The organism is Tardiphaga sp. vice154, assembly GCF_007018645.1.
GTDB lineage: Bacteria > Pseudomonadota > Alphaproteobacteria > Rhizobiales > Xanthobacteraceae > Tardiphaga.
This window is the reverse complement of sequence record NZ_CP041399.1, coordinates 130,572-157,559: the sequence shown is the minus strand read 5'-3', so window position 1 is coordinate 157,559 and position 26,988 is coordinate 130,572. Positions and strand designations below refer to the sequence as shown.

24 protein-coding genes are annotated in these 26,988 nt (G+C 65.0%); 2 read left to right on the top strand and 22 right to left on the bottom strand.

Features of this window, described 5'->3' with window-relative positions; genetic code table 11:
- Position 1: 1 nt before the first annotated feature.
- The 6 genes from truB to rimP form a co-directional block, all read right to left on the bottom strand.
- On the bottom strand, positions 2-1,162 hold the full coding sequence (gene truB / locus FIU28_RS00660; RefSeq protein WP_143571193.1) for a tRNA pseudouridine(55) synthase TruB: 1,161 nt from the start codon (positions 1,160-1,162) through the stop codon (positions 2-4).
- Positions 1,159-1,575 carry a 30S ribosome-binding factor RbfA gene (rbfA, locus tag FIU28_RS00655; protein WP_143571192.1) on the bottom strand — a complete coding sequence of 139 codons (417 nt, stop codon included), beginning with the start codon at positions 1,573-1,575 and terminating at the stop codon, positions 1,159-1,161. Before rbfA ends, truB begins: the two co-directional genes overlap by 4 nt.
- A 167-nt stretch (positions 1,576-1,742) precedes the next feature.
- Positions 1,743-4,610 (bottom strand): translation initiation factor IF-2, encoded by a 2,868-nt coding sequence (gene infB, locus FIU28_RS00650; RefSeq protein ID WP_143571191.1) that lies wholly within the window; start codon positions 4,608-4,610, stop codon positions 1,743-1,745.
- Between the two features lie 9 nt (positions 4,611-4,619).
- Complete coding sequence (locus FIU28_RS00645) at positions 4,620-5,402, bottom strand: RNA-binding protein (RefSeq protein WP_210245602.1); 783 nt, start codon at positions 5,400-5,402, stop codon at positions 4,620-4,622.
- A 16-nt stretch (positions 5,403-5,418) separates the two neighbouring features.
- The gene (gene nusA / locus FIU28_RS00640; RefSeq protein ID WP_143571190.1) at positions 5,419-7,023 is read right to left on the bottom strand and encodes a transcription termination factor NusA; all 1,605 of its coding nucleotides are present in this window, start codon (positions 7,021-7,023) and stop codon (positions 5,419-5,421) included.
- 3 nt (positions 7,024-7,026) lie between these two features.
- Positions 7,027-7,806: a ribosome maturation factor RimP gene (rimP, locus tag FIU28_RS00635; RefSeq protein ID WP_143571189.1), complete on the bottom strand. Its 780-nt coding sequence runs from the start codon at positions 7,804-7,806 to the stop codon at positions 7,027-7,029.
- Positions 7,807-8,132: 326 nt separating this feature from the next.
- On the opposite strand from rimP, the gene FIU28_RS00630 reads away from it, so the two are divergent.
- Positions 8,133-9,230, top strand: coding sequence for a DUF2336 domain-containing protein (locus FIU28_RS00630; protein ID WP_143571188.1), 1,098 nt, complete (start codon positions 8,133-8,135; stop codon positions 9,228-9,230).
- A gap of 95 nt (positions 9,231-9,325) precedes the next feature.
- On the opposite strand, the gene FIU28_RS00625 is transcribed toward FIU28_RS00630, so the two are convergent.
- The 11 genes from FIU28_RS00625 to tsaB all read right to left on the bottom strand — a co-directional run bounded on the left by FIU28_RS00625 (position 9,326) and on the right by tsaB (position 19,058).
- The gene (locus FIU28_RS00625) at positions 9,326-10,081 is read right to left on the bottom strand and encodes a tRNA (guanine(46)-N(7))-methyltransferase TrmB (RefSeq protein ID WP_143571187.1); all 756 of its coding nucleotides are present in this window, start codon (positions 10,079-10,081) and stop codon (positions 9,326-9,328) included.
- Positions 10,082-10,135: 54 nt separating this feature from the next.
- A complete protein-coding gene (locus FIU28_RS00620; RefSeq protein ID WP_143571186.1) occupies positions 10,136-10,552 on the bottom strand; it encodes a helix-turn-helix domain-containing protein in 417 nt (138 codons plus the stop codon).
- Positions 10,553-10,805: 253 nt separating this feature from the next.
- The gene (lnt, locus tag FIU28_RS00615) at positions 10,806-12,413 is read right to left on the bottom strand and encodes an apolipoprotein N-acyltransferase (RefSeq protein WP_246660829.1); all 1,608 of its coding nucleotides are present in this window, start codon (positions 12,411-12,413) and stop codon (positions 10,806-10,808) included.
- Positions 12,410-13,513 (bottom strand): hemolysin family protein, encoded by a 1,104-nt coding sequence (locus tag FIU28_RS00610; RefSeq protein WP_143571185.1) that lies wholly within the window; start codon positions 13,511-13,513, stop codon positions 12,410-12,412. Before FIU28_RS00610 ends, lnt begins: the two co-directional genes overlap by 4 nt.
- 1 nt (position 13,514) lies before the next feature.
- The gene (gene ybeY, locus FIU28_RS00605) at positions 13,515-14,048 is read right to left on the bottom strand and encodes an rRNA maturation RNase YbeY (protein ID WP_143571184.1); all 534 of its coding nucleotides are present in this window, start codon (positions 14,046-14,048) and stop codon (positions 13,515-13,517) included.
- A gap of 62 nt (positions 14,049-14,110) precedes the next feature.
- Positions 14,111-15,160 carry a PhoH family protein gene (locus FIU28_RS00600; protein ID WP_143571183.1) on the bottom strand — a complete coding sequence of 350 codons (1,050 nt, stop codon included), beginning with the start codon at positions 15,158-15,160 and terminating at the stop codon, positions 14,111-14,113.
- Between the two features lie 4 nt (positions 15,161-15,164).
- Complete coding sequence (gene miaB / locus FIU28_RS00595) at positions 15,165-16,562, bottom strand: tRNA (N6-isopentenyl adenosine(37)-C2)-methylthiotransferase MiaB (protein WP_143571182.1); 1,398 nt, start codon at positions 16,560-16,562, stop codon at positions 15,165-15,167.
- Positions 16,563-16,681: 119 nt separating this feature from the next.
- Entirely contained in the window at positions 16,682-17,371 is a 690-nt protein-coding gene (locus FIU28_RS00590) for an HAD family hydrolase (RefSeq protein WP_143571181.1), read from the bottom strand.
- On the bottom strand, positions 17,368-17,823 hold the full coding sequence (locus FIU28_RS00585; RefSeq protein WP_143571180.1) for a Fur family transcriptional regulator: 456 nt from the start codon (positions 17,821-17,823) through the stop codon (positions 17,368-17,370). Before FIU28_RS00585 ends, FIU28_RS00590 begins: the two co-directional genes overlap by 4 nt.
- Positions 17,824-17,868: 45 nt before the next feature.
- Complete coding sequence (rimI, locus tag FIU28_RS00580) at positions 17,869-18,354, bottom strand: ribosomal protein S18-alanine N-acetyltransferase (RefSeq protein ID WP_143571179.1); 486 nt, start codon at positions 18,352-18,354, stop codon at positions 17,869-17,871.
- Positions 18,351-19,058 (bottom strand): tRNA (adenosine(37)-N6)-threonylcarbamoyltransferase complex dimerization subunit type 1 TsaB, encoded by a 708-nt coding sequence (gene tsaB, locus FIU28_RS00575; RefSeq protein ID WP_143571178.1) that lies wholly within the window; start codon positions 19,056-19,058, stop codon positions 18,351-18,353. Before tsaB ends, rimI begins: the two co-directional genes overlap by 4 nt.
- 395 nt (positions 19,059-19,453) lie before the next feature.
- Here tsaB and FIU28_RS00570 point away from each other — a divergent pair, with 395 nt between their 5' ends.
- A complete protein-coding gene (locus FIU28_RS00570; protein WP_143571177.1) occupies positions 19,454-21,133 on the top strand; it encodes a methyl-accepting chemotaxis protein in 1,680 nt (559 codons plus the stop codon).
- Positions 21,134-21,252: 119 nt separating this feature from the next.
- Here the strand turns inward: FIU28_RS00570 and FIU28_RS00565 are convergent, their stop codons facing one another.
- From FIU28_RS00565 to trpS, 5 genes are all read right to left on the bottom strand, one after another.
- Entirely contained in the window at positions 21,253-21,822 is a 570-nt protein-coding gene (locus tag FIU28_RS00565) for a NifU family protein (protein WP_143571176.1), read from the bottom strand.
- Positions 21,823-22,066: 244 nt separating this feature from the next.
- A complete protein-coding gene (locus FIU28_RS00560) occupies positions 22,067-22,561 on the bottom strand; it encodes a universal stress protein (protein WP_143571175.1) in 495 nt (164 codons plus the stop codon).
- A gap of 78 nt (positions 22,562-22,639) precedes the next feature.
- Positions 22,640-24,598: a MacB family efflux pump subunit gene (locus FIU28_RS00555; protein ID WP_143571174.1), complete on the bottom strand. Its 1,959-nt coding sequence runs from the start codon at positions 24,596-24,598 to the stop codon at positions 22,640-22,642.
- 2 nt (positions 24,599-24,600) lie between these two features.
- The gene (locus FIU28_RS00550; RefSeq protein ID WP_143571173.1) at positions 24,601-25,806 is read right to left on the bottom strand and encodes an efflux RND transporter periplasmic adaptor subunit; all 1,206 of its coding nucleotides are present in this window, start codon (positions 25,804-25,806) and stop codon (positions 24,601-24,603) included.
- 129 nt (positions 25,807-25,935) lie between these two features.
- Positions 25,936-26,985 carry a tryptophan--tRNA ligase gene (gene trpS / locus FIU28_RS00545; protein ID WP_143571172.1) on the bottom strand — a complete coding sequence of 350 codons (1,050 nt, stop codon included), beginning with the start codon at positions 26,983-26,985 and terminating at the stop codon, positions 25,936-25,938.
- Positions 26,986-26,988 lie beyond the last annotated feature (3 nt).

Here is a 26,988-nt window from a genome sequence, read left to right as displayed (position 1 = left end):
GTCAGTTACTTTCTTTGCGTGCCGAACTGGTGAGTCCGGTCAGGTTGAACACGCGCTTGGGGATGAGTTCGCCATTGGCAATCTCGGCGAGGGCCAGAAGTCTGCCTGCCACCGTGACATAAACTGTGCCGCTACTATCGGGCGCATCCCGTCCGCGCAACAAAACGGCTTGGCCCCGGTGGAGCCTTGCCGCATCCGCCCGTGTGACGGCCAGTGCCGGGATGTCGTCCAGCGCGGTCTCAACGGGCAGTAACGCGTCGGCGAGGTTGCCCTCACCAGACGCGGCTCTATCGCACAAAGCCTCCAACTGTTCCAGCGGAATCATGTCGGCTTCGGCAAATGGGCCGACCAGCGTGCGGCGCAGCGCACTGATATGGCCGTAGCAACCGAGCAGACGGCCCATGTCGCGGGCCAGCGCCCGGACGTAGGTACCCTTGCCGCATTCGGCCTCGAACACCGAATGACCGCCATCCTGTTGTTCGACCAGCACAAAATCGTGAATCACGACGGGCCGGGGAACCAGCGGCACGACCTCGCCGTCGCGCGCCAGGTCATAGGCGCGCTCGCCGGCGATCTTGATCGCGGAATATTGCGGCGGAGTCTGCTCGATATTGCCGATGAACTGCGGCAGCAGGGCACGGATCTGCTCAGGCGTAGGCCGGGCCTCGCTGGTGAACGTCACCTTGCCCTCGGTGTCGTCGGTATCGCGCTCCTCACCCCAGGTGACGGTGAAGCGGTAGCGCTTGCGGCCGTCCATCACGAAGGGAACCGTCTTGGTGGCCTCGCCCATCGCGATCGGCAGGCCGCCGGAGGCCAAGGGGTCCAGCGTACCGGCGTGGCCGGCGCGCTTGGCCTGGAACAGCCGCTTCACCACGGCGACGGCATGCGTCGAGGTCATGCCGATCGGCTTGTCGAGCACCACCCAGCCGTGGACGTCGCGCTTGTCGCGCCGCACTTGGCCCTGCTGGCGCGACTGCTTGCCGCGCGGATCGTTGTTGCCGCGCGGATGCTGCGCCGGCGCAAACTCCGCGCCGCCGACATGGGTGGTCGGCAATTCATCGCCAGCTTCATTGGGCGCGATCGGTGCAAATTTTTTTTCATCCGCGGCGTTCGATTCATCGATTCGCGAATCGATCGCGCGGTTGGCGGAGGTGTCGGTCATTCTTTTTCGTCCGAATCTTGTTGCAGGTCGCGCTGTACCGCGGGTGTTCTCAGTAGCTTCTCGATACGTTCCGCTTCGTCGAATCGCTCATCGATGCGGAAGCGAAGATCAGGTGCGAATTTCAGATTAACGCGGCGCGCCGCCTCGGTGCGCAGGAAGCCCTTGTTGGCGGCGAGCGCCTTCAGCACCAGCTCGGTGTTCTTGCCGCCGAGCGGCATCACATAGACGGTCGCCAGTTTCAGGTCCGGCGACATCTTCACTTCCGGCACCGTGATGAGGTTGGTCTCGAGCACCGGATCGTGCACGCCGCCTTGCGAAAGAATGTCGGCGATCGCGTGCCGCATGATTTCGCCGACGCGGAGCTGGCGCTGCGCGCCTGATGCGGACGAACCTTTTTGGTGATGCTTGGGCATCGTTGATTTCCCGATGGATCACGGATCAGGACGCGCAGAAACAGACTGCGCTCCCGCCATGATGGTTCCAAAAAAGGCCTTCGGCGTGAGGCGGCTGAAAACGCCGGCTCACGCCATCAGGCAGACAGAACGCGCTGCAAGACTTGGACTTACAACGATATCTGGACTTACAACGAGCGCTGGATGGTTTCGACGCGATAACACTCGATAACATCGCCGGCGCGCATGTCGCCGTAGGTTTCGAACGCCATGCCGCATTCCTGACCGGATGCGACTTCCTTCACTTCGTCCTTGAAGCGCTTCAGGGTCGACAGCTTGCCTTCGTGCACGACGACGTTGTCGCGGATCAGACGCACATTGGCGCCGCGTTCCACGGTGCCGTCGGTGACGCGGCAACCCGCGACCTTGCCGACCTTGGAGATGTTGAACACTTCCAGGATCAGGGCATTGCCGAGCATGGTTTCGCGCAAGGTCGGCGCGAGCAGGCCGGACATCGCCTTCTTCACGTCATCCACGAGGTCGTAGATGATGTTGTAGTAGCGGATCTCGATGCCGTTGCGCTTGGCGGCCGCGGTGGCTTCCTTGTTGGCACGGACCGAGAAGCCGATGATGGCGGCGTTGAAGCCTTCCGCCAGCGTGACGTCGGATTCCGAGATGCCGCCGACGCCTGCATGCAGGATGCGTGCGGTGACTTCGTCGGTGCCGAGCTTCTCCAGCGAGCCCAGGATCGCTTCGAGCGAGCCCTGCACGTCGGCCTTGATGATCAGCGGGAAGTCCTTGCGACCCGTCGTCTTCAGCTGGCTCATCATCTGCTCGAGCGAGCCGCGCATGCCGGAGATGGCGGAGGCGGACTTCTCGCGCTTCTGATGCGCGCGGTAGCTGGTGACTTCGCGGGCACGGGCTTCGTTCTCGACCACGGCGACGCGATCGCCGGCTTCCGGCGGACCGTTGAAGCCGAGCACTTCGACCGGCACCGAGGGGCCGGCTTCGGTGACGGTTTCGCCCTGATCGTTGATCAGCGCGCGGACGCGGCCCATTTCGGCGCCGGCGACGATGATGTCGCCCACGCGCAGCGTGCCGCGCTGAACCAGCACGGTGGCAACCGGACCCCGGCCGCGATCGAGCTTGGCTTCGATCACGGTACCTTCGGCCGGACGGTCGGTGTTGGTCTTGAGGTCGAGCAGGTCGGCCTGCAGCGCCACCATTTCCAGGAGCTTGTCGAGGTTGGTCTTGTTCTTGGCGGACACTTCGACGTCGACGACGTCGCCGCCGAAGGATTCGACCTGCACTTCGTACTGCAACAGTTCGGTGCGGACGCGCTCGGCCTTGGCGTCGGGCTTGTCCATCTTGTTGATCGCCACGATCATCGGCACCTTGGCCGCCTTGGCGTGGTTGATCGCCTCGATGGTCTGCGGCATCACGCCGTCATCGGCGGCGACGACCAGGATCACGATGTCCGTGACCTTGGCGCCGCGGGCGCGCATCGCGGTGAACGCGGCGTGGCCCGGCGTATCGATGAAGGTGATCTTCTTGCCGCTTTCGGGCGAGGTGACCTGATAGGCGCCGATATGCTGGGTGATGCCGCCGGCTTCGCCGGACACCACGTTGGCATGGCGGAGCGCGTCGAGCAGCGAGGTCTTGCCGTGATCGACGTGGCCCATGACGGTGACGACGGGCGAGCGCGGCTCGACGTCGGCGGCATCTTCCACCTTGTCGAACAGACCTTCTTCCACGTCGGATTCCGCCACGCGCTTGACGGTGTGGCCGAGTTCTTCGGCGATCAGCTGGGCGGTGTCGGCGTCGATCACGTCGGTGATCTTGACCATCTGGCCCTGCTTCATCAGCATCCGGATCACGTCCACGGCGCGCTCGGCCATGCGGTTGGCGAGCTCCTGGATGGTGATCGCTTCCGGAATGACGACTTCGCGGATGAGCTTTTCCTTCGGCTCGTTCGACTGGTGACCCTTGAGGCGCTGGGTACGGCGACGGAACGAGGCGATCGAACGCTCGCGGACGTCGCCGGCGGACAGAGCGGTGACCAGCGTCAGGCGGCCGCGCTGCTTGGCAGGGGCCGGCTTGGCGGTGGTTTTCGGCGGAACGACGGGGCGCGCAGCGCCGCCGGGACCGCGGCGGATCTGGCGCGGACCTTCATCCTCGTCGGTGGCGTCGGCGGCAACGCCCGGCGCACGCGGCGGCGGCAGGCCGGCGGCCTTGGCGGTCGCGGCGGCAGCCGCAGCATTCTTGGCCTCGGCCTCGCCAAAACGCTTCTTGGCTTCGCGCTCGGCCTTGGCCTTGACCTCTTCCTCGATCCGGTGACGCTCGTCCTCGGCCTTCTTGCGGGCTTCGGCGGCTTCACGCTCGGCCTGGGCAATACCTTCCTTGGAATTGCGGCGGGCCAGTTCGATTTCGGCGAGGCGGCGCTCCTCGGCATCGCGCACGCGCGCATCGGCCAGCGCCGAGGCGCGGGCGTTGCGCTCTTCTTCGGTCAGGGTGCGCAGCACGACGCCGGAACCGCTGCGGGTCTGCGGCGATGACGAGCGCATCGGCGCGCGCGCCGGCGGCGCCGGCGGGGCGTGGCGGGTTGGCGGCGCGGAGGACCGGCCGGAGGATGGCGACGCCGGGCGCGGTGCCGGACGCGGTGCTGCAGGGGTCGGCGCGGCGGCAATGGGCGCCGGCGGCTTCGGGGCGGCCACGGCGGCCACGGCGGGCGCGGGCGCAGCCGCTGCAACCGGCGTCGGCGCCGCGGCCGGCTTGGGAGCCGCGGGGGTCGGTGCAGGAGCGGCAGCCGCCGGCTGGGCGGCTACGGGAGCCGGGGTCGGCGCAGGCGCTGGCGTCGGCGCGGGGCTCAGCGCGACGGGCGCGGTCGGCACATCAGCGGCCACCCGGCGCTTGCCGCGCTTTTCCACCACGACGACGTTGGTACGTCCGTGGCTGAAGCTCTGGCGCACGGTGCCCTGCTCGACGCGTGGCTTCAGCGTCAAGGTCTTGGAGGGAACACTCAGTGTCTTGTCGCCAGGCGATTTCGTATCAACCATTCAGCAGTCCTAATCCTGTTGCGTGGTGCGCGTCCGCACCGTCTCTTCAAGCGAATTCTTGTTCACTGCCGTTGCCGGCACATCCTGTGGCGTCGAAGCCAGATCCTGTTTCGGCGAAACTTTGGCGCTGGCGTTGCCGTCGTCGTCAGCCATCCGGTATCGGACCAGGGTCTGGCTGCGTGACAGGAACGTTTTGCCCGCCGGGCCTGTAAGCACGGCAGCATGTATCACATTTGACCGGCCTAATGCCAAATCCAATTCATCGCAGCTCAAAACCGTAATAATCGGCAAAAGCTGCGGATTGTCGCCGAATTCGGCATTCTGGCGGGCAATGCCGTCCAGTTTGCGGATTCCGTCGGCCGCGCCGTCGGAAGCGTGCAGCAGGGCCATCGCATTCTGGCGCTTCAGCACATCCTCGACCTTGGTGAAGCCGGACACCACGGCGCCGGCCTTGGCGGTCATCGCCAGGGCTTCGATGCAGCCTCGCACCATCAATTTGTCGGTGTCGTCGGCCAGCGTCGGCGATGCCTTGATGGTTTTCTTGAAGCCCCTGGCGAAAACATTGCGCCTGACGGCCTCCGCCACGGTCTTGCGGTTGGCCGTGACCCACAGGCCGCGGCCGGGAAGCTTGCGCTTCAGATCGGGGATTGCCTCGCCCGTGGGCGCGACGACAAAGCGGATCAGTTCATCGATCGGGCGCACAGCCCGCGTGACCGCGCACATCCGCTCGGTCCCGGATTTGGTGCTCCGGGGTCCCTTGTCGAGATCTGCTTGGTCAGCAATGGCGAGCATGCGCGTGACACGTTCCTTACGCTTCTTCGGAGGCGTCGGCTTCGGCGCCCTTGTCGAGGTCGGCCTGGGTGATCCAGCCGGCGATAACGCGTGCCTGCATGATCAGCGCCTCGGCGTCCTCGCGCGAAACTTCGCTGGCATCGAGCACGCCAGGGTGTTTGACCGGCTCGGAGCCTTCCTTGCGTTCGGTCCAGCCGACCAGATCGTCGGTCGCGCAGCCGGCCAGGTCTTCGACGGTCTTGATCTCGTTTTCGCCGAACTTGACCATCATCTTGAGGGTCACGCCGGGCACCGTCTTCAATGCGTCTTCCACGCCTAGTTCCTTACGTTTGTTTTCCAGCTCCGATTCGAGCTGTTCCAGATATTCCCGCGCCCGGCTTTGCAGCTCGGCGGCGGTCTCGTCGTCAAAACCTTCGATGGAAGCCAGTTCCTGCCCGTCGACCATTGCCAGTTCTTCAACCGACGTGAAGCCTTCGGTCGCCAGCAACTGCCCGACCACTTCGTCGACGTTCAGCGCTTCCATGAACACGCGGGTGGAATTCTCGAAGTCGGCCTGACGGCGCTCGGATTCTTCCGTCTCGGTGAGGATGTCGATATCCCAGCCGGTCAGCTGCGAGGCCAGACGCACGTTCTGGCCGCGACGGCCGATCGCAAGGGATAGCTGGTTATTCGTATCGGGAACGACAACCTCGATTCGCTCACGATCTTCATCAATCACGACTTTCGAGACTTCCGCCGGCGCCAGCGCATTGACGACGAAGGTCGCGATATCCGGCGACCACGGGATGATGTCGATCTTCTCGCCCTGCAGCTCGTTGACCACGGCCTGCACGCGCGAACCGCGCATGCCGACGCAGGCGCCGACCGGATCCACCGAGGAATCCCGCGAAATCACGCCGATTTTCGCGCGCGATCCGGGATCGCGGGCGACCGCTTTGATCTCGACGATGCCGTCGTAGATTTCCGGCACTTCCTGCGCGAACAATTTCACCATGAACTGCGGATGGGTGCGCGACAGGAAGATCTGCGGCCCGCGGGTCTCGCGGCGAACGTCGAAGATGTAGGCGCGGACGCGGTCGCCGTTGCGGAACACTTCGCGCGGCAGCATCTCGTCGCGGCGCACGATGGCTTCGCCGCGGCCGAGATCGACGATCACCGAGCCGTATTCGACGCGCTTGACGATGCCGTTGACGATGTCGCCGATGCGGTCCTTGAATTCCTGGAACTGGCGGTCACGCTCGGCTTCGCGCACCTTCTGCACGATCACCTGCTTGGCGGACTGTGCGGCGATGCGGCCGTATTCCAGCGGCGGCAGGGTGTCGGCAATGGTGTCGCCGATCTGCGCACCCGGATTGGCGCGTTCGGCATCGAACAGCGAAATCTGGTTGGACGAATTCTCGACGTCCTCGACCACCAGCATGTGGCGGGTGAGCTGCAGCTGGCCGGTCTTCGGATTGATCTCGGCGTGCACGTCGGTTTCGGAGCCGTAGCGCGCCCGCGCCGCCTTCGCGATCGCGTCTTCCATCGCCTCGATCACGATCGAGCGGTCGATCGATTTCTCCCGTGCAACCGCATCCGCAATCTGAAGCAATTCGAGTTTATTGGCGCTGACAGCGGCCATGTCTCAGTCTCCTTCGGTGGGGTCGAGGCCCAGACGCTGTCTTTCAGCGGCGAGGCGGTGTTCCTTGGTATTCTTCGGGGCAGGCTTCGCAGCCGCCTTCTTGGCCGCCTTGAGCTTCGGCTTGGGCGCAAAGCTCTTGGTGGGATCGCTGCGCTTGGCGTGCGGCGGCGGCGCCGGCCGGACGCCGAGCTCCTGCTTCATGTCGCGCTCGGCCTGCTTGCCGCGGCGCATCGATTCGGCGATCAACTCGTCGGTCAGCACCAGATTGGCGTTGGAAATGTCGTCCAGCGGCAAGCGGGTAATGGGATCTTCGCCGTCGCGGGCACCTTCCCGATCGATCAGCACGACGTCGCCCTCGATGGCGCCGAGCAGGCCGCGAAACCGCTTGCGGCCGCCGACCGGTACCGCCATCTCGATCTTGACCAGATAGCCTTGGTAGCGCTCGAAATCGGTGCGGCGGACCAGCGGCCGGTCGATGCCGGGCGACGACACTTCCAGGCGGTAGGCGCGCTCGATCGGGTCGGACACGTCCAGCACCGGCGACAGTGCGTGCGAAATCGCCTCGCAATCCTCGACCAGCATGGTGCCGTCCGGCCGCTCGGCCATGATCTGCACGGTGCAGCCGAGTTCGCCGGAAATCTTGATGCGGACCAGCCGGTAGCCCATGCCCTGCAGCACCGGACCGGCGATTGCGGATACGCGCGCGGCAGCACCCGGTTCAATGACCAGGCGAGGCTCGGAGAGCAGTTCGAGATCCACGGGTTCTGTGGTCGGTTCGGTCATCGTGAGGGTCAATTTGGTCGGCTGACGGGATGGGGTCGGGCTTCAGCCCGGCCGTTGGACCCGGACAAACCCCGCCGTGTCGGCAGCCGGGGCCCATTCAGGTAATAAAAAAGAGCGGGTCCCGAGGGGCCCACTCTCAAACGCGATCGTATGAGAAACCATAAGTTATCGCGGATATAGCCGTTTTGCGACGGCCCGGCAAGGCCCGCGAGCCGCCGCTGTCTAAATTTCGCCGGCGGAAATCCGTGTCAGGCCGGCTAACCCTTCTTTCACGAACCCAACCTAGGGTGCGGAGGCCGGTATAGGGCAAAGTATGAGAGTTTTCGATGGCGGTGATGGATTCCTTGATTCCCGGGCTCGAGGAGATTGTCCAGCATGGCGATCCCCGTCGACGCAGCGATGCCGTGCGAAAAATCTCCGAATTGTTTCTGGCCGGCGCCTCGCAATTCCAGCCGGCCCATATCGATCTGTTCGACGGCATCCTCACCAGCCTGGTTCCGCAGACCGAAATTGAAGCGCGCAGCGCGCTTTCCGAGCAGCTTTCCGCGCTGACCAACGCGCCGCCGCAATTGGTGGCGCTGCTGGTGCGCGACGACGAAATCATGATCGCCGGCCCATTGTTGCGCCGGTCGCCTGTCATCGACGAGATCACACTGGTCGAACTGGCCAGGCTCAAGGGCCAGCCGCATCTGATGGCGATCTCGGACCGGTCGATGCTGTCGCCTCCGATCACCGACGTTATCGTGCGCCGCGGTGACCGCGACGTGGTGCGCCGGGTCGCCGGCAATGCCGGCGCCAATTTCTCCCATCTCGGCTATGCCGGTCTGATCCGCCGCGCCGGCGATGACGGCGTGCTGGCCGTCACGGTCGGCCAGCGCCGCGACCTGTCGCCGCCGCAGCTCAAAGACCTCCTGGCCCGTTCGGTCGAAGTGGTGCGCCGCCGCCTGTTCGAGGCCGTGCCGGAGACACAGCGCGCCGCGATCAGCCGGGCGATAGCGGAAATCTCGGGCACGCCGAAACATCTGGCGATCACCAGTGATTTCGCCGCGGCGCAGCGCATGGTGCAGAAGCTGCACCATGCCGACGAACTCAACGAAGGCGCGCTGCTGCGCTTTGCCAGGGCGCATCAGTATGAGGAAACCGTGGCGGCACTGTCGGCGATGTCCGGCGTCCGCATCGCCACCGTCGACCTGCTGCTGAAGGGCGACCGCGACGATCCGATCCTGATACTCGGCAAGTCGATCGGGATTTCCTGGGCGACGGTCCGCGCCCTGATGGCGCTGCGCCTTGGTCCCGGCCGCACCGCGGCTGCGTTGGACGTCGAGGAGGCCCGGCATAATTTCGAGCGCCTGGTGCCGGCGACCGCGCAGCGCGTGCTGACCTTCTGGCAGACCCGCGAGCCCACCGCGCCGATGCCGGTGTAGCTGTAGCCCGGATGACAATCCGGGGCCTGCCTGTCCACACTATCGGCCTCCCCGGATTACGTCGCCGCCGCTACGCGCCGCCGACTTCGTCCGGGCTACGAGATTTTCTTTGAAATGATATACGCCGCCTGGCGGCCTTCCCGCGTGGCTTTGCGGCCATAGCGGGTCATGGTGTAGTTCGGCCATGGCAGCCGCCAGTCGTCGGCGCGCTCCGCGGTCCAGGCAAAGTGCGGCGAGCGCATCAGGTGCCACAGCGTCCAGGCCACGTAGTCCGGGATGTCGTGCACGAATCGGAATTCACCGGACGGTACCAGCACCCGCGCCATCTCGGCCAGCGTCGCATCCTGCACGAAGCGTCGCTTCCAGTGCCGGCGCTTCGGCCAGGGGTCGGGATGGATCAGGTCGATCCGCGTAAAGGACGCCGCCGGCGCCCAGGCCAGCAATTCGGCGGCGTCGCCGGCATAGAGCCGGATGTTGCCGACGCCGCTGTCCTCGATGTCCGTCAGGATCTTGGCCATGCCGTTGATGTAGGGCTCGCAGCCGATAAATCCGATGTGCGGAAAAGCCAGCGCCTCCGCCACCAGATGCTCGCCGCTGCCGAAGCCGATCTCGACGCGGACGGCCTCGACGGCTGGCGCAAACAGCGTGCGCAGATCCGCCGGCGCTTTCGCCTTGATGTCGAACGACAGCCGCGGCAGCAGCGTCTTGAACAACTCGGCCTGGTTCAGCTTCAGCTTGTGGCCCTTGCGGCGTCCGAAGAACGAGCCGCGATAAAAGCCGTCATCGGCCGGCGCGGCGGCGTCATCGCGCGCTGCAAGTGTGTCGTCGGAATGTGGATCGGGCTGGTTCATGGCGCGCGAGTGATACAGCCAGAATTGCCCGGGCGCTACCGATCGCGAAGGAATTCAGCGTTCGTCCGGCGCCTCGCGGGCGGCGATCTGCTCGACCATGTCGACGATGCTGCGGCGAAGCTTGGCATCGGTGATGCGGGTGAAGGCGCGGGTCAGCGCCAAGCCCTCGGAGGTGGCGAGGAAATCCGACACGTAGGCCGGCGAGGAGGCTTCGCTGAACCCGTCGGCGTGCAGGATGGCGCCGGGGCCACCTTCGAACAGGAACGACACCGGCACCTGCAGGATTTCGGAAATCTGCTGCAGCCGGCTGGCGCCGACGCGGTTGGTGCCCTTCTCGTATTTCTGCACCTGCTGGAAGGTGAGGCCGAGCGCTTCGCCAAGTTTTTCCTGGCTCATGCCGAGCATGATGCGCCGCATCCGCACACGGCTGCCAACATATTTGTCAACCGGATTGGGCGTTTTGGCCGACATTCCAATTCACTCCCAGTTTAGTTCAGATTGCCTGCTCGGAAGATGTTCAACATGCGACCCAAGCCGATCCGTCGCATGCCCGGGTTTGCGGCAACCGAGCCCGCAAATCGAAGGTGATTATACTGTTCCCGCAGATCTTCCTAAGCGAAAAGTTTGTACAGCAGGCCGGGCTTTTCTCAGAAGGTGAGAAAGCAGCCGTCGAAACATGCTCAAATATTATCCGGCCGGCGCAGGCGGGCTCCGCGACGCAGGTCTATGCCCGCGCCGCCGTGCGCCGTCGCACTGCAACGAGGATGCCGAGAGCTACAAATATCAAAGCTGGAATATCTCTCATCCGCGCGTAAAGCGTCGGTGCGATGGCAGCCGGCAGACCAGCGTCGAGCACGCCTTCGACACCGAGGTCGAGTTTCGCTGTGATGCGGCCGACCGGATCGATCACCGCCGAGATGCCGGTGTTCGCTGCTCGAACGATCGGCAGGCCTTCTTCGACCGCGCGCATCCGCGTCTGTTGCAGATGCTGATAGGGGCCTGTGGAAATGCCGAACCAGCCGTCATTGGTGAGGTTGACGATCCAGCCCGGGCGGTCGTCGGGCGAGGTGATATCATTGGGGAAGATCGCTTCGTAGCAGATCAGCGGCAGCATGCGCGGGGCGCCGGGAATCTCGAGGGATCGCCGGCGCGTGCCGGGGATGAATCCGCCGACCTGCTTGGTGAGTTGCTGGAGACCGATCTTTTCGGCAAATTCCTGAAACGGCAGATATTCGCCGAACGGCACCAGATGTAGTTTGTCATAGGCCGAAACGATGCTGCCTTCGTCATCGATCACGAAGATCGAATTATAGGCCCGCGTCACCCTTGTGCCGGGCGGCTGGTCGGGCGGGCGCACGGCGCCGGTGACCAGCGTGGTGCCTTTCGGCAGCAAGGCTGCGATCTGTGCCATCGCGTCCGCCTCGCGCGTGAGGAAGAACGGAAAGGCCGATTCCGGCCAGATCAGGATGCTGGCGTCGCCGACGCCGCTGGAATCCGGCCCGGTGGCGCGGTCCGACAGCGCGAGATATTGCTTCATCACCTCCGCCTTGGCGGCATAGTTGAAGCGGACGTCCTGCGCGAGATTCGGTTGCATGATGCGCAGCTTGACGCCCGCGACCAGTTGCGTCGGCGTGCGCGACAGCCGGATCACGCCGAACGTGCCCATCCCGACCAGCAGCGCCACGGCGAGCGCCAGCGGCAGCCAGGGCCGCGCCGTCCGCGAGGGGCCGTCGATCAGGATCGCGGGTGCGGCGAAGATCGCCACTGCTACAAACGTCATGCCCCACAGCCCGATCAGCGACGCGATCTGCGCCAGCGCCAGCGGTTCGCTGAGGGCATAGCCGAAACTGTTCCAGGGGAAGCCGGTCAGCACATGGCCACGCAGCCATTCACCAATGGTCAGGCTGGCGGCCAGCGCCAGCACGCGGGTGGCATCTTTCGTCCACAACAGCCGCGCCAATGCAAAACCTGCCGCGGTGAACAGCGCGAGATAAGCGGGCAGGCCGCCGATGGCCGCCGGCAGCAGCCAGGCGAAGGTGTCGGCATCGACCAGGAAGGCGTAGCCGATCCAGTACAGGCCGGGCACGAAATAACCGAAGCCGAACCACCAGCCGGCCATCGCCGCGGCGGGAACGCCCTGCATCCGGCCGGCGGCGGAGCCGTCGATCAGCCAGACCACGATCGGGAACGTCAAGAACAGCACCGGCCAGGCGTTGAACGGCGCCATTGCCAGCGACGACACGATGCCGGCGAGAAGCGCAATGCCGGCGCGCTTCCAGCCCCAGGCCAGGATGATCGACAGAGCGAGGTTGCGCAGCGGACGGGGGATCACGGTGAACCCGCGCTGTCGCCCGGCCGCGCTGTGGAATTGTCATTGGCCTGCGGCGGGCTCGCTGCGTCATTGCCGCTGTCGCGACGACCCCGCGGCCGCACCACCGGGCGCTCCTTGCGCGGCCCGATACGCAGCTTCTTGACGCGGCGCGGATCGGCGTCGAGCACTTCGATCTCGAAATTGCCGGGCCCGGAGATCACCTCGCCGCGCACCGGCAGCCGGCCGACATGGGTGACCAGGTAGCCGCCCAGCGTATCGACCTCCTCGCCGGCTTCGCCGGTGTCGAAATCCTCGCCGACCATGGCGACGACGTCCTCGAGGCTGGCGCGCGCGTCGGCGATGAAGCTGTCGCCCTGTTTGACGATCGAGGGGGGCTCGTCGCTGTCGTGCTCGTCGTCGATCTCGCCGACGATCTGCTCGACGATGTCCTCGATCGAGACCAGGCCGTCGGTGCCGCCATATTCATCGACCACCAGCGCCAGATGAATCCGCGCCGCCTGCATCTGGGCCAGAAGATCGATCGCACGCATCGACGGCGGCACGTAGAGCAATTTGCGGATGATGCCGGTTTCGGAAACCTTCTGCGCCAGATCGATCGAGCGCAGGTCGAGCCCCGCGGTCGTCGGCTTCTTGCGCTTGGCCGTCGAGGGCACGACCGTGCGCGCCTTCTCGGTCATGAAGGCCAAGAGGTCGCGGATGTGGACGATGCCGACGGGGTCGTCGAGCGTCTCGTCATAGACCACGAGGCGCGAATGCGCGGCGCTCTCGAACAGGCCCATCAATTCGCCGAGCGGAATGTCCTGCTTCACGGCGACGATGTCGGCGCGATGAATCATGACGTCGGCGATGCGGCGTTCGTGCAGGCCGAGGATGTTGCGCAGCATGGTGCGCTCGATGGTCGAGAAGCCGGTCTCGTCGGGCGTCGAGGCATCGAGCACCACCTGCAGGTCGTCGCGCACCGAGCCGGGCTTCCAGCCGAACAGCGAGCGGATCGCGCGGGTCAGCCAGCCTTCGGCGGAGGGGCGCATCACCTCGCCGGTGTGGATCACCGCAGGCAGATTGCTGATGATCGTGGTGTCGCTACTGTCGCCGTCGGGCATCTCAGGTCACCCGGTCCTGGCTGGCAACGGGCTCCCGATCCGCATAGGGATCGGCAATGCCGAGTTGCGCCAGGATCTCGCGCTCCAGCGCTTCCATCGCCTCGGCTTGATCGTCGTTCTCGTGATCGTAGCCGATCAGATGCAGGAAGCCGTGCACGGCGAGATGGCTGAGGTGATGCTCGAACGTCTTTTCTTCCCCGTCGGCTTCGCGCCGCGTCGTCTCATAGGCGATCGCGATGTCGCCGAGCATGCGCGGCGTGTCGGTGTCATCCGGCTCGACGCCGGACGGCGGCTGCACCGCCGGGAAAGAGAGCACGTTGGTCGGCTTGTCGATGCCGCGCCAGTTCTTGTTCAGCGTCTGGATGCCGGCGTCGTCGGTCAGCATGATGGCCAGTTCGGCGTCGCCGGTTTCGGCGTCGACATGAGCGGCCGCGGCTTCGATCGCGCGAAAGATCACCGCTTCGGCGTCGGCCTCGGCGTTCCAGCAATCGGCGACGATCATGACTTCGGTCGCGGGCAGTGTGGGGGTCGTCATCGGTAGTAAACTTCTTTCGCAGGCCAACCCGACATCGGGTCGGCCCATTCTGTTATAGGGCATCAGGCCTTCTTGGGTACCGCGGGCTTTTGCGGAATTCCCTCATAGGCAGCGACGATCCGCGCCACCAGTTCGTGGCGGATCACGTCTTCGGCGGAGAATTTGACCTGCGCGATGCCCTGCACGCCGTCGAGCAGCCGCGCGGCCTCCGCCAGGCCCGAGGTCTGGCCGGGCGGCAGATCGACCTGGCTGGGATCGCCGGTAATGATCATGCGGCTGTTTTCGCCAAGCCGGGTCAGAAACATCTTCATCTGCATCGAGGTGGTATTCTGTGCCTCGTCGAGAATGATCGCTGCATTGGTCAGCGTGCGCCCGCGCATGAAGGCGAGCGGCGCGATCTCGATCTCGCCGGTCTGCAACGCGCGCTCGACGATGCGCGAATCCATCAGGTCATAGAGCGCGTCGTAGATCGGGCGCAGATAGGGATCGACCTTTTCGCGGAGATCGCCCGGCAAAAAGCCGAGCCGTTCGCCGGCTTCCACCGCCGGGCGCGACAGGATGATGCGGTCGACTTCCTTGCGCTCGAACAGCGCGGCGGCCTGCGCCACCGCGAGCCAGGTCTTGCCGGTGCCGGCAGGGCCGATGCCGAACACCAGCTCATGGCTCTTCAGCGCCTGGATGTACGTATCCTGCGCGGCCGTGCGGGCGCGCACCGGGCGCTTGCGCAGATTGATGGCCTCGAAGGTCGAGGCCTTGGCCTTCGGGTCGAAGGCGAACAGCGAGCCCTGCGCCAGCGTGGCGCGGATTGCACCTTCGACTTCGCCCGGCGCGAGGTCGTGGCCCTGCACCGCCTGGGCGTACAGCGTCTCGAGCACGCGGCGGGCGGCATCGCAGGCATCGCGCGTGCCGGTCAGGGTGATGTGGTTGCCGCGGGAATCCACCACGACGTTCAGTCGTCGTTCGACGATGGCGAGGTTCTGGCCGTAGGGCCCGACCAGCGAGGAGGCCGCGCGGTTGTCGTCGAAGTCGATGACGACCTGCGTCTCGGGCTGGGGCAGCGTTTCAATCTTGCGGGCGGCGAGCGAGGGCAGATCCGATGCGCTTTTGGCCAAGAATTCAGGCTCCCATAACGGTGTGAGGCAAAACGGACAACGCTTGGACTGGAGATGTGGCGAGGTGGCCGAGCAGGCTGTAGCGCTCGAGGCTGGTGACGGTGACGGGCAAAACCTTGCCGATAATGTCCTCGGAGGCCATCACATGGGCCGGCTGCAGCCAGGGCGTGCGGCCAACGATCTGGCCGGGATTGCGCGCGGCGCGTTCGAACAGCACGTCAACGGTCTGGCCAATCGTCGCCGCGTTGAAGGCCGACTGCTGGCTGTCGATCAGTTCCTGAAGTCGCACCAAGCGCTCATCCATCACTGCCGCTGACACCGTTCCCGGCATTTCCGCAGCGGGCGTGCCCGGCCGCGGTGAATACTTGAACGAATAGGCACCAGCGTAACCGATTTGCGTGACAAGCGCGAGCGTCGCCTGGAAATCTTCCTCGGTTTCGCCGGGAAAGCCGACGATGAAATCGGAAGTAAAAGCAATGTCTTGGCGCGCGCCGCGAAAACGTTCGATGACTTCCAGATAATCTTTGGCAGTGTGCTTACGATTCATCAGGCCGAGAATGCGGTCGGAGCCCGACTGCACCGGCAGATGCACATAGGGCATCAGCTCCGGCAAATCGCGGTGCGCCTCGATCAGGCTGTCCTCGACGTCGCGCGGATGGCTGGTGGAATAGCGCAGGCGCACGATGCCCGGAATCTCGGCCAGCCGGCGAAGCAGCGTGCCAAGCGGCCACGGTCGTCCGTCCGGGCCTTCGCCGTGATAGCCGTTGACGTTCTGGCCGATCAGCGTGATTTCGCAGACGCCATTGTCGGCGAGGCGCATGACGTCATCGACGATCTTGCCGACGGGGCGCGAGACTTCGGCGCCGCGCGTATAGGGCACCACGCAGAACGTGCAGAACTTGTCGCAGCCTTCCTGCACGGTGACGAATGAGGAAATGCCGCGCGCGCGGATCGCCGCCGGCTTCGGCGCCGGCAGGAAGCCGAACTTGTCATCGATGGGGAATTCGGTGTCCAGCGCGCGGCCGCCGGCCTTTGCCTTGGCCAGTAGTTGCGGCAGGTTGTGATAGCTCTGCGGCCCCACCACCACGTCGACCACCGGCGCGCGACGGATGATCTCCTGGCCCTCGGCCTGCGCGACGCAGCCGGCGACGACAATGTTCATCTGCCGTCCGCCCTGTGCGGCGGCGTCCTTGGCGACGCGCAGCCGTCCGAGTTCGGAATAAACCTTCTCGGAGGCCTTCTCGCGGATGTGGCAGGTATTGAGAATCACGAGATCGGCGTCATCGACGCTCGATGTCTCGACAAAGCCTTCGGGCGCCAGCGTATCGACCATGCGCTGGGCATCGTAGACGTTCATCTGGCAGCCGTAGGACTTGATATGCAGCTTGCGCGGCGCGGTCATGGAACCTGAATGTTCGAAGCTAGCAGCGCAGGCTGCGCAGCGCTCAATATGCAGCGCTCAATATAGTGTATTGCCCGGGAAATCCAGCACGGGTAGGAAATGTCAGGTTTAACAGAGGCTTAACCGGGCATATCCGCTTCGGCGCGGGCCTGCAGCCCGGCAATCAGTGCCGGCAACAGCCGCATGTCGTCGAATGTCGCCGTCGCGCCCGCTTCCGTCAGCGTTGCCGCGGTGTCCGGGCCGCAATGGGCGCCGCCGTGGAAGCCGAGCACGGCCATGCCGGCGGCGCGCGCCGCTTTGACGCCGGGCAGGCTGTCCTCGATCACCAGGCAGCGCGATGGCGCCACGGCCATCTGCGCGGCGGCGAACATAAACAGGTCCGGCGCCGGCTTGCCGCGCTCGACCTGGCTCGCGGAAAACAGGTGGGGCGCGAAGCGGTCGATCAGGCCGGTGGTGGTGAGACTGCTGACGATACGCGTCGGCGTGCCCGAAGAGGCCACGCAGACGCGCTGGGTCAGTTTCGACAGCGTCGCGGCGATATGCGGGACCGGGGTGAGTTGCTCGCCGAACACCTGGTCGATCGTCGCCTTCAATTGCACCGTATATTCATCGGGCAGCACGCGGCCCATTTCGGTCTCGACCTCGAACCGCGCCTCGCGCGACGAGCGGCCGAGGAAGCGTTCATGCACCTGCTCCGGCGTGATCGCATAGCCATGCGCCGTAAGCACCTCGGCATGGACCACGCAGGCCAGTGCCTCGCTGTCCACCAGCACGCCGTCGCAATCGAAAATGACGAGATCGAAATTCACGATGTCGATTTGTCGTCGTCGAGCGGCACGCAATACAGTTCCAGGCGGTGATCGACCAGTCTGTAGCCGAGCCGGGCAGCGACCTCGGCTTGCAGCTTCTCGATTTCCTCGGAGGTGAACTCGATCACGGTGCCGTCGCGCAAATTGATCAGGTGATCGTGGTGGCTGTCGCGCATCTGCTCGTAGCGCGCACGGCCCTCGCGAAAATCATGGCGCTCGATGATGCCGGCGTCCTCGAACAATTTGACGGTGCGATACACCGTCGAGATCGAGATCTTGTCATCGACCGCGATGCAGCGGCGATACAATTCCTCGACGTCGGGATGATCCAGCGAATCGGCCAATACGCGGGCGATGACGCGGCGCTGTTCGGTCATCCGCATGCCGGTCGCGGCGCAACGCGCCTCGATTCCGGTGGCCTTCGGCGAAGGCGATGTCTTGAAGGCGGTCATGATTGAGGTTCCGGTAGCGAGCCGTCTTTTGCCACTCCGCGCCGGTCAGGACAAGTCGCGGCGCATCACCAGGGCGTTCAATTCGACCCCGCCGGCCTCCTTGTAATAACGCTCGCGGCGTCCGGCGACGGCGAATCCGGCGCGTTCGTACAATTTTCGCGCCGGCTGATTGTTCTCCTCGACCTCGAGGAACACGGTGTGCACCCCGCGTCCCGCCAGATGGCCGAGATGGGTCAGGAACAGGTCGCGTGACAGTCCGCGGCCGCGATGGCTCGGTGCCACGGCGATCGAGAGAATTTCCGCCTCGTCGGCGGCAAGCCGCGACACCGCAAAGCCGATCACGCGGCCACCCTGCCGGAGCCGGTGCAGCAATGTGTTTTGCTCGCGCAGCATCTGCTCGAATTCGCCTTCGCCCCAGCCGCGGTGGAAGGACGCCGCATGCAGTTGCGCCAGCCGACGGACATCGCGCAACGTGGCGGGTTCGACGACCGGCGTGCCGCCGCCGAACCAGCGCGCCCACCAGCCGGTCATGGTGCGGCAGCTTCGTTCGGCACAACGGCGTGCGGCACCGCGCCAAGCTGCGGCTTGGCGTCGGGCGCGCGAAGGTAATAGGGCCGTGCCAGCGCGGTCTCGGGATCGACGGCGACGCCAAGCCAGGCCAGCCAGTCAATCTCTGGCGCAGGCTGGGTATCGATCTGCACCGGTGGTGGCGTATCGGCCGGCCAGCGCGCGGCCAGAATGCCGGCGGCGTTGCCGACGATGTGCGGCGCTCCGAATTGCGCAGCTTCCAGCGCCTCGTCGATCGGGGCGACCCTCGGCGGCACCAGCGAGCCGCCGTCGCTGCTCACCACCTGGTAATAGACATGGTCGTGCCGCGCATCGATCGCGGAGATCACGGGATGGCCGGCGTCGCGGCTCACGACGGGGGCGGCAAAGGCCGTCAGGGTCGTCACGCCGACGACGGGCTTGCCGGCGGCAAGGCCAATGCCGCGGGCGGCAGCCAGGCCGACGCGCAGCCCGGTGAAGCTGCCGGGGCCGGTGGTCACTGCAACGCGGTCGAGATCGGCAAAGCCGATGCCGGAGCTGGCCATCACCCGCGCGATCAGCGGCATCAAGGCTTCGGCATGGCCGCGCTTCATCGCAAGCGATTCGTGCGCGATCAGCCGGCTGGAGCGGGTGTCGAGGATGCCGGCGGCGCAGGCGTCGAGGGCGGTGTCGATGGCGAGAATGAACATGCGCAAGTTCTACCATGGCCGGGCGTCGAATGGGTACCGTCAGGGCCGGTCGGTTGCAGCCATCCTGGCGTGCATGCTGGCCGGATTCGAGCTTTCGTCACCGCCGTTGAATCCAGCATGATCCGAAGCAAGGTGTGTACACTTCGGCCCTAAAGTCCGGTAACAGACCGTCCCGTTAAGCTGTTGATTCGGCTGCAAAGCGTTATCGAGACACAACGATTCCGCGTGGTACCTGGGAACTCCCGTACCACTACGGATCATCCGCTTAACAAATATTTGTCGGCCGCCGCCCATTCTGCATCCAGTCGAGCATGTTCCTGGATCGGGCATGTATTTCATGACGGGCATCTGATCCAAGCAAATTCTCCCGCAATTCCAAGTTTGGATATTCAAGCATGTTCAGTCGCCGCCCCGCCCAATTTGAGCGCGCCAGATTTATGGCGATGGATGCCCTGACCGCCAGCGTGATGGTCGTGGATGCCGGTTTCAAGATCGTCTACCTCAACGAGGCGATCATGAGTCTCTTGCGGGCGGCCGAAGCCGATATCGCCAAAGAGCTGCCGGGCTTCAATGTGGCGGGGCTGATCGGCAGCAGGATCGATGTGTTCCAGAAAAATCCTGCGCATCAGCGCGAGATGATCGAAAGCCTGACCAAGACGCGTCGGACCTTGATCCATGTCGGCGGGCAATCCTTCGACCTCGTCGCCACCCCCCTCAAGGACAAGGACGCCAAAGCAGCAGGATCGACCATCGAATGGTCGGACGCGACGCTGCGGCTGCAAAACCTGGAGTCCATGGCGAAGGTTGTCGCCATCGGCAGGGCGCAGGCGGTGATCGAATTCGATATGGACGGGACGATCCTCACCGCCAACGATAATTTCCTCAAGGCGCTCGGATATTCGCTGTCGGAGATCCAAGGCCAGAAACATAGCATGTTCGTTGAACCGGCGATGCGCGACAGCGCCGCCTATCGCGAGTTCTGGGCCGGCCTCAAGCGCGGCGAGTTTCTGGTTGCCGAGTACAAGCGGATCGCCAAGGGCGGCCGCGAAGTCTGGATCCAGGCCACCTACAATCCGATCCTCGACAGCAACGGCAAGCCGATCAAAGTGGTCAAGTTCGCAACGGACGTAACCCAACAGAAACTCACCACTGCCGATCTCGCCGGCCAGATCGCAGCGATCGGAAAATCGCAGGCGGTGATCGAATTCGACATGAGCGGCCGTGTGCTCACGGCCAACAACAATCTCCTGCATGCGATGGGTTATTCGCTGGGCGAGATCCAGGGCAAGCACCACAGCCTGTTCGTGCAGCCCTCCGAGCGCGACAGCGCGGCCTATCGCGAATTCTGGGCCAGCCTCAAGCGCGGCGAATATCAGGCAGCCGAGTACAAGCGGATCGGCAAGGGCGGTCGCGAAGTCTGGATCCAGGCATCCTACAATCCGATTCTCGATCTCAACGGCAAGCCGTTCAAGGTGGTCAAATATGCGACGGTCACCACCGATCAGGTAATCGCCCGCATGAAGAGCGAGCGCGTCCGCGGCATGATGGAATCCGTCGCGGCCGGCGCCGAAGAGTTGAACGCATCGGTGCGCGAGATCTCCGAGGCGATGATGAAGTCCAAGAACACGGCGCTCTCCGCGGTGCAGAAGGTCGAACAGGCCGACGAGCAGGCGCAGCGACTGAACGCCGCCGCGCAGGCGATGAGCGGCATCGTCGAACTGATCGGAAACATCACCGGCCAGATCAACCTGCTGGCGCTCAACGCGACCATCGAATCGGCGCGCGCCGGCGAGGCGGGCCGCGGCTTTGCGGTGGTGGCGTCGGAGGTTAAAAACCTGGCCAACCAGGCCAAGCAGGCGACCGACAAGATCGGTGCCGAGATCGGCAGCCTCAATGGCATTTCCGGCGACGTGGTCGCAGCGCTGGAAGCCATCAAGCAGGAGATCCAGAACGTCAGCGAATACGTCACGGCGACGGCCGCGGCAATCGAGGAGCAGAACACGGTGACGAATGAAATGTCATCGAGCATGCAGCGCGCGGCGGAAGAAGCCTCCAGCATTGGCCAGGCGGCATAGCTGTAGAGTGGGCAAAAGCGCTCTTCGCGCTGTGCCCACCACCTACTACTGCATCACGCGTTGGTGAGCGCACCCCGCCGCGCTTTGCGCGGCCGGGGCTTTTACCCACCCTGCGATGGTTAGATCGGGCGGACTTCGACGACTCCCGGAACGAAGTGCTTGAGCAGGTTCTGGATGCCGTGCTGCAGCGTTGCGGTAGAGGACGGGCAGCCGGAGCAGGCGCCCTTCATGGCGAGATAGACGATGCCGTCCTTGAAGCCGCGGAAGGTGATGTCGCCGCCGTCGGCGGCCACCGCGGGGCGCACCCTCGTCTCGATCAGGTCCTTGATGATGTCGACGGTCTCGGCGTCGGTCTCGGCGAAGAATTCCTCGTCGCCTTCCTCCATCACGTCGCCCTTGACGCTGCCGTCGGCCATCAACGGCGCGCCGGACATGTAGTGCTCCATGATCGCGCCGAGGATCGCCGGCTTCATGTGCTGCCAGTCGCTGTCGTTCTTGGTCACGGTGACGAAGTCGGAGCCGTAGAACACGCCGGTGACGCCGGGCACGTCGAACAGCTTTTCGGCGAGCGGCGATTTCGCGGCGGCGTCGCGGCTGGTGAATTCCATCGTGCCGGAATCGAGCACGTCGCGGCCGGGAATGAATTTCAGGGTGGCGGGATTGGGGGTGGCTTCGGTCTGGATGAACATGGCTTTCTCCGTCGTCGCCGGTTCAAGGCCGGCGCGTGGGGTATTCCTAGCAAATGGCGACGGCAAACGCACGATCAAGGGACGAACTGACTGTCGTTCCGGGGTGAGAGCGCGTCAGCGCGAGCGAACCTCAGCCGCTCCGCTTGGAGCGGCGGGGAACCTCGATATGTTCATCGTCCCACCTCGAGATTCCGGGTTCGCGCCCGGCTGGCGCCGTCCGCGCCCCGGAATGACAGTTTTGGCCCTACGACAGCGCGTCGATATCGGCGTCCGTCAGGGCGCCCGAGACGATGGTCACCGGGATCGGGAAGGTGCCGACCAGCTTGGCCATCGTGGTGACGATCGGACCCGGTCCTTCCGGCCCGCCGGAGGCGGCCAGCACCAGCATCGCGATGTCCTCGTCCTTGTCGATCACGTCGAGGATCTGCTCGGTCGGGTCGCCCTCGCGGATCACCCGTTCCGGGGTGATCGCGGCAAGCCCGTTGGCGCGGCCGGAGGCGCGGTCGAGCGCCAGATTGGCGCCTTCCTCGGCCTCGGCACGCATGATGTCAGCGACGCCCAGCCATTGCTGGTTGTGGTCCTCGGTCTCGATCACGCGCAGCATCACCACGCCGCCGCCGACCCGGACCGCCCAGCGGCTGGCATAATACACCGCGCGGTCCCATTCCTCGCTGTCGTCGACCACGACCAGGCATTTCGGCTTGTGGCCGCTCTCATAGCTTCTTCGCTGGGTGCTCATGGATGTCCCGATACCGAGCCGCGCGACCGAACGCAACCATGCTGCCATGCGGCGGCCGGTTCCGACAAGGGCGCGGCGTCAATCGCGCGACAGCGCCGCCAGCGGATCGAGGAACGAGGCGTGCCGGGCCGGCAGATAGCCGAAGATGATCCCAATCCCTGTCGAACAGAGGAAGGCGGCAACGACCGAGGTCATGGAGAAGCCGAGCTGGAACGCCGGAACCAGCGCGTTGAACAGCGCCGCCAGGCCAAACGCGAGACTGACGCCGAGCGCGCCGCCGATCACGCAGACCATCACCGCCTCGATCAGGAACTGCTGCAGGATGTCGCTGCGCCGCGCGCCGACCGCCATTCGCACGCCGATCTCGCCGATCCGCTCGGACACCGATACCAGCATGATGTTCATCACGCCGATGCCGCCCACCACCAGCGAGATCACCGCGATGGCGGCGATCATCAGCGTCAGCGTCTCGGTGGTGCGGGTGATGGTCTTGCGGATGTCGTCGGTGTTGAGAATGACGAAATCCTTGATCCGGTGGCGCTGCGTCAGGAACCGCGTCACGTCGCGCTCCGCCGCGTCGGTGGCGGTGTCGTCATTGACCCGCAAGAGGATGCTGCGCAGCGAGGCGTTGCCGAGGAAGCGTGCCTGCACGGTGGTGTAGGGCAGATAGACCGACAGGTTCTGGCTGGAGCCGAAGCCGCCCTGCTGCTGCTGCGTGACGCCGATGATCCGGCACGGCACGCGCCCGACCAGGATCACCTTGCCGATCGGCCCATCTGGCTCGTTGCTGAAAAACGTCTGCCGGGTCTTTTCGTCGATCACCACGTCCTGCTGCCGGTCGCGCAAGCCCGCCGCATCGAAGAAGGTGCCGGCCGACAGCTTGGTGCCCTTGACGGCGAAATACTGCTCGCCGACGCCGTTGACCAGCGCGGTGGCTTCCAGCGGGCCGTAGCGCAGCGTGCTTGAAGTCGACACCGTCGGCGTCACGCCGTCGATATAAGGCTGCTGCTGCAGCGCGCGGGCGTCGGCGATCACCAGCGTCTTGATTTTGGACGAGCGGATATCGCCGAGATCCTTGCCGGGAAAGATCTCGATCGTGTTGGTGCCGAGCGTGCTGATATCGGCCAGCACCTTGCGCTTGGCGGCGTCGCCGAGCGCCACCACGGACACTACCGAGGCGATCCCGATGATGATGCCGAGCATGGTAAGGAACGTGCGCAGCCGGTGCGCCGCCATCGCCAGCATCGCCATGCGGAACGCCTCGCGGGTGCGGTCCAGCAGGCTCTGCCAGCGCCACCGCGACGTCTCCGGCCGCGCCGTCGCTGCAGACGCAGCCGCGCCGGCGGTCGTATCGGTTCTGCGGTCGGAAACGACCACGCCGTCGCTCAGCTCGATGATGCGGCGGGCGCGGGCCGCCACGCCGGCATCATGGGTGACGATGATGACCGTCTTGCCCTCTTCGTGCAGCTCGTCGAGAATCCGCAGCACCTCGTCGCCGCTGCGGCGGTCGAGCGCGCCGGTCGGCTCGTCGGCGAGGATGACGTTGGCGCCGTTCATCAGCGCGCGGGCGATCGAGACGCGCTGCTGCTGCCCGCCGGACAACTGGTTCGGCCGGTGGCCGGCGCGGTCGGCGATGCCGAGCCGCTGCAGCAGCGCATAAGCGCGGGCGCGGCGCTGCTCGCGCGGCTGGCCGGCATAGATCGCGGGGATCTCCACATTGCCGGCGGCGGACAGCTCCGGCAGCAGATGATAGCGCTGGAAGATGAAGCCGAAATGCTCGCGGCGTAGGGCAGCGAGGTCGTCGGCGGCGATGGTCGCGGCCTCGCGGCCGTCGATCAGGTAGCTCCCCGAACTCGGCCGGTCGAGGCAGCCGAGGATGTTCATCAGCGTGGATTTGCCGGAGCCCGACGTGCCCATGATGGCGACCATCTCGCCGGCCTCGATGGTCAAATCGAGGTCGTCGAGCGCCACCACCGTGCCCTCGCCGGAAGGAAACTCGCGGCGCAATTTTCGTAACACGATCATCGGGCCGGCCATCGCTACGTTCCCGGCGGTGGCGGACCGGACGGCGCGCCGGCCTCAGCGATGCCCTTGCGCACCACCACCTGCTCGCCCTCGGTGAGGCCGGACAATACCTGCGCGGTGAGCTTGTTGTTGATGCCGATTTTCACCGGGCGCGACGACAGCGCGCCGGCGGCGTCGGCCACCTGCACCGGATAGCTGCCGTCACCCTGGCGCTGCCCGAGTGCTGCGGAGGGAATCGTCAGCGTGTCCTTTGCTTCGGCGACCACGACATGGACTTCCGCGGTCATGTAGGTCAGCAGCCGCCCGTCGGCATTCGGCGCGCTGAAGGTGCCGTTATAATAGATCGCCGAACTCGTGGCCGAGGACGACGTACTGCTCGAACTGACGGTCGAGGAGCTGAAGCTGCTGTCGCTCTTGATCGATTCCGGGGCCGGCTCGATCGAGACGAGCGACGCCGTGTAGCGACGGTCGGGATCGCCGAGGATATTGAAATAGACGTTCTGGCCGGGGCGGACCTTGATGACGTCGACTTCGGAGATTTCGGCGCGGATCGCCATTATCGCGAGCTGGCCGAGGATCACGATGGTCGGCGCCGACTGCACCGCATTGACGGTCTGGCCTTCCTGCGTGACCACCGCCAGCACGGTGCCGTCGATCGGTGCCGTGATCCTGGTGTAATCGAGATTGACGCGGGCGGTATCGACCGAGACCTGCGCCTGCATGATCTGCGCGTCGAGCGCGGAGATCTGCGCGCGGGTCTGTTTGACGGTGGCGTCCGCGGTCTCGAAGTCGGCGCGCGACGAGGCCTTTTGCGCGAAGGTGACCTGCTGTCGGCTCAGTGCGGCTTCCGCCAGCGCCAGGGTCGCTTCTTTCTCGGCGCGCTGCGCGCGGCTGTTCTGCAACGCGGCTTCCGCGGTGCGCAGGTCGTTCTGCCGGGTGACCGGATCGATCTGGGCGATCAGGTCGCCTCGTTTGACGATGTTGCCGACACTGACCTTGAGCGAGGTCACCCGTCCGGACACCTGCGCGCCGACCGCGACCATCTTGATCGGCTTCAGGGTGCCCGAGGCCAGCACGGTCTCCTCGATATCGCCGCGCTTCACCGGCGCCGTCACGGCGCTCGGCGCCTTGGCCGGAAACAGCCTGTTCTTGAGCGCCCAGCCGGCAATGGCGACAACGATCACGGTGCCGATCACCGCGAGGCGTCGAAGGTTGGTCATGGGGGTTTGGTCCGAACCGGATGAAGGATGCGTCCGCACCTTTCACGGGATGAGCATCCGGCTGTCAACCATCAGCGTGTTTGCCGCGATGTCCGCGACAACAAACCGCCACAATGCAAGGCGGCGCGGCTACCGCTTGCGCACCATGCCGACGATGTCCTTCACCGCGTCGATCGTCTCGGACGCGATTGCATGCGCCCGCTCGCCGCCGTCGATCAGTACCTGATCGACATAGCCCTCGTCCGCAGTCAGCCGCTTCATCTCGGCCGCGATCGGCGCCAGCTTGCTGACGGCGAGTTCGGCGAGGCTGGATTTGAAGCCGGAGAACTGCGCGCCGCCGAACTCGCGCAGCACCTCGGATTTCGGCTTGTCGGCGAGTGCGGCATAGATGCCGACCAGATTGTCGGCTTCGGGGCGCGGCTTCAGGCCCTCTTCTTCCGACGGCAGCGGCTCCGGATCGGTCTTGGCGCGCTTGATCTTCTGCGCGATGGTGTCGGCGTCGTCGGTGAGATTGATGCGCGAATTGTCGGAGGCGTCCGATTTCGACATCTTCTTGGTGCCGTCGCGCAGGCTCATCACCCGCGTCGCGGGACCGGTGGTCACCGGCTCCGGCATCGGGAAGTAGTTCCCGTCATGGCCCTGGGCGGCGATCGATTCCGAGAAATCGTTGTTGAATTTCTGCGCGATGTCGCGGCACAGCTCGAGATGCTGCTTCTGGTCCTCTCCGACCGGCACATGGGTGGCGCGGTAGAGCAAAATGTCGGCGGCCATCAGCACCGGATAGTCGTACAGGCCGACGGACGCGTTCTCGCGATCCTTGCCGGCCTTTTCCTTGAACTGCGTCATGCGGTTCAGCCAGCCGAGGCGGGCGACGCAATTGAAGATCCAGGCGAGCTCGGCATGGCCCGGCACCTGGCTCTGGTTGAAGATGATCTGTTTCTTGGGGTCGATGCCGGAGGCGATGAAGGCCGCGGTGACCTCGCGGGTGTTGCGACGCAGCTCGTCGGGGCCGCCCCACACGTTGATGGGAACGGTGATCGCGTGCATGTCGACCACGCAATACAGGCAGTTATGCGTCTCCTGCAGTTTGACGAAATTGACGATGGCGCCGAGGTAGTTGCCGAGGTGCAGATTGCCGGTCGGCTGGACGCCTGAAAAAACCCGTTCCGTGATCGCCATGTT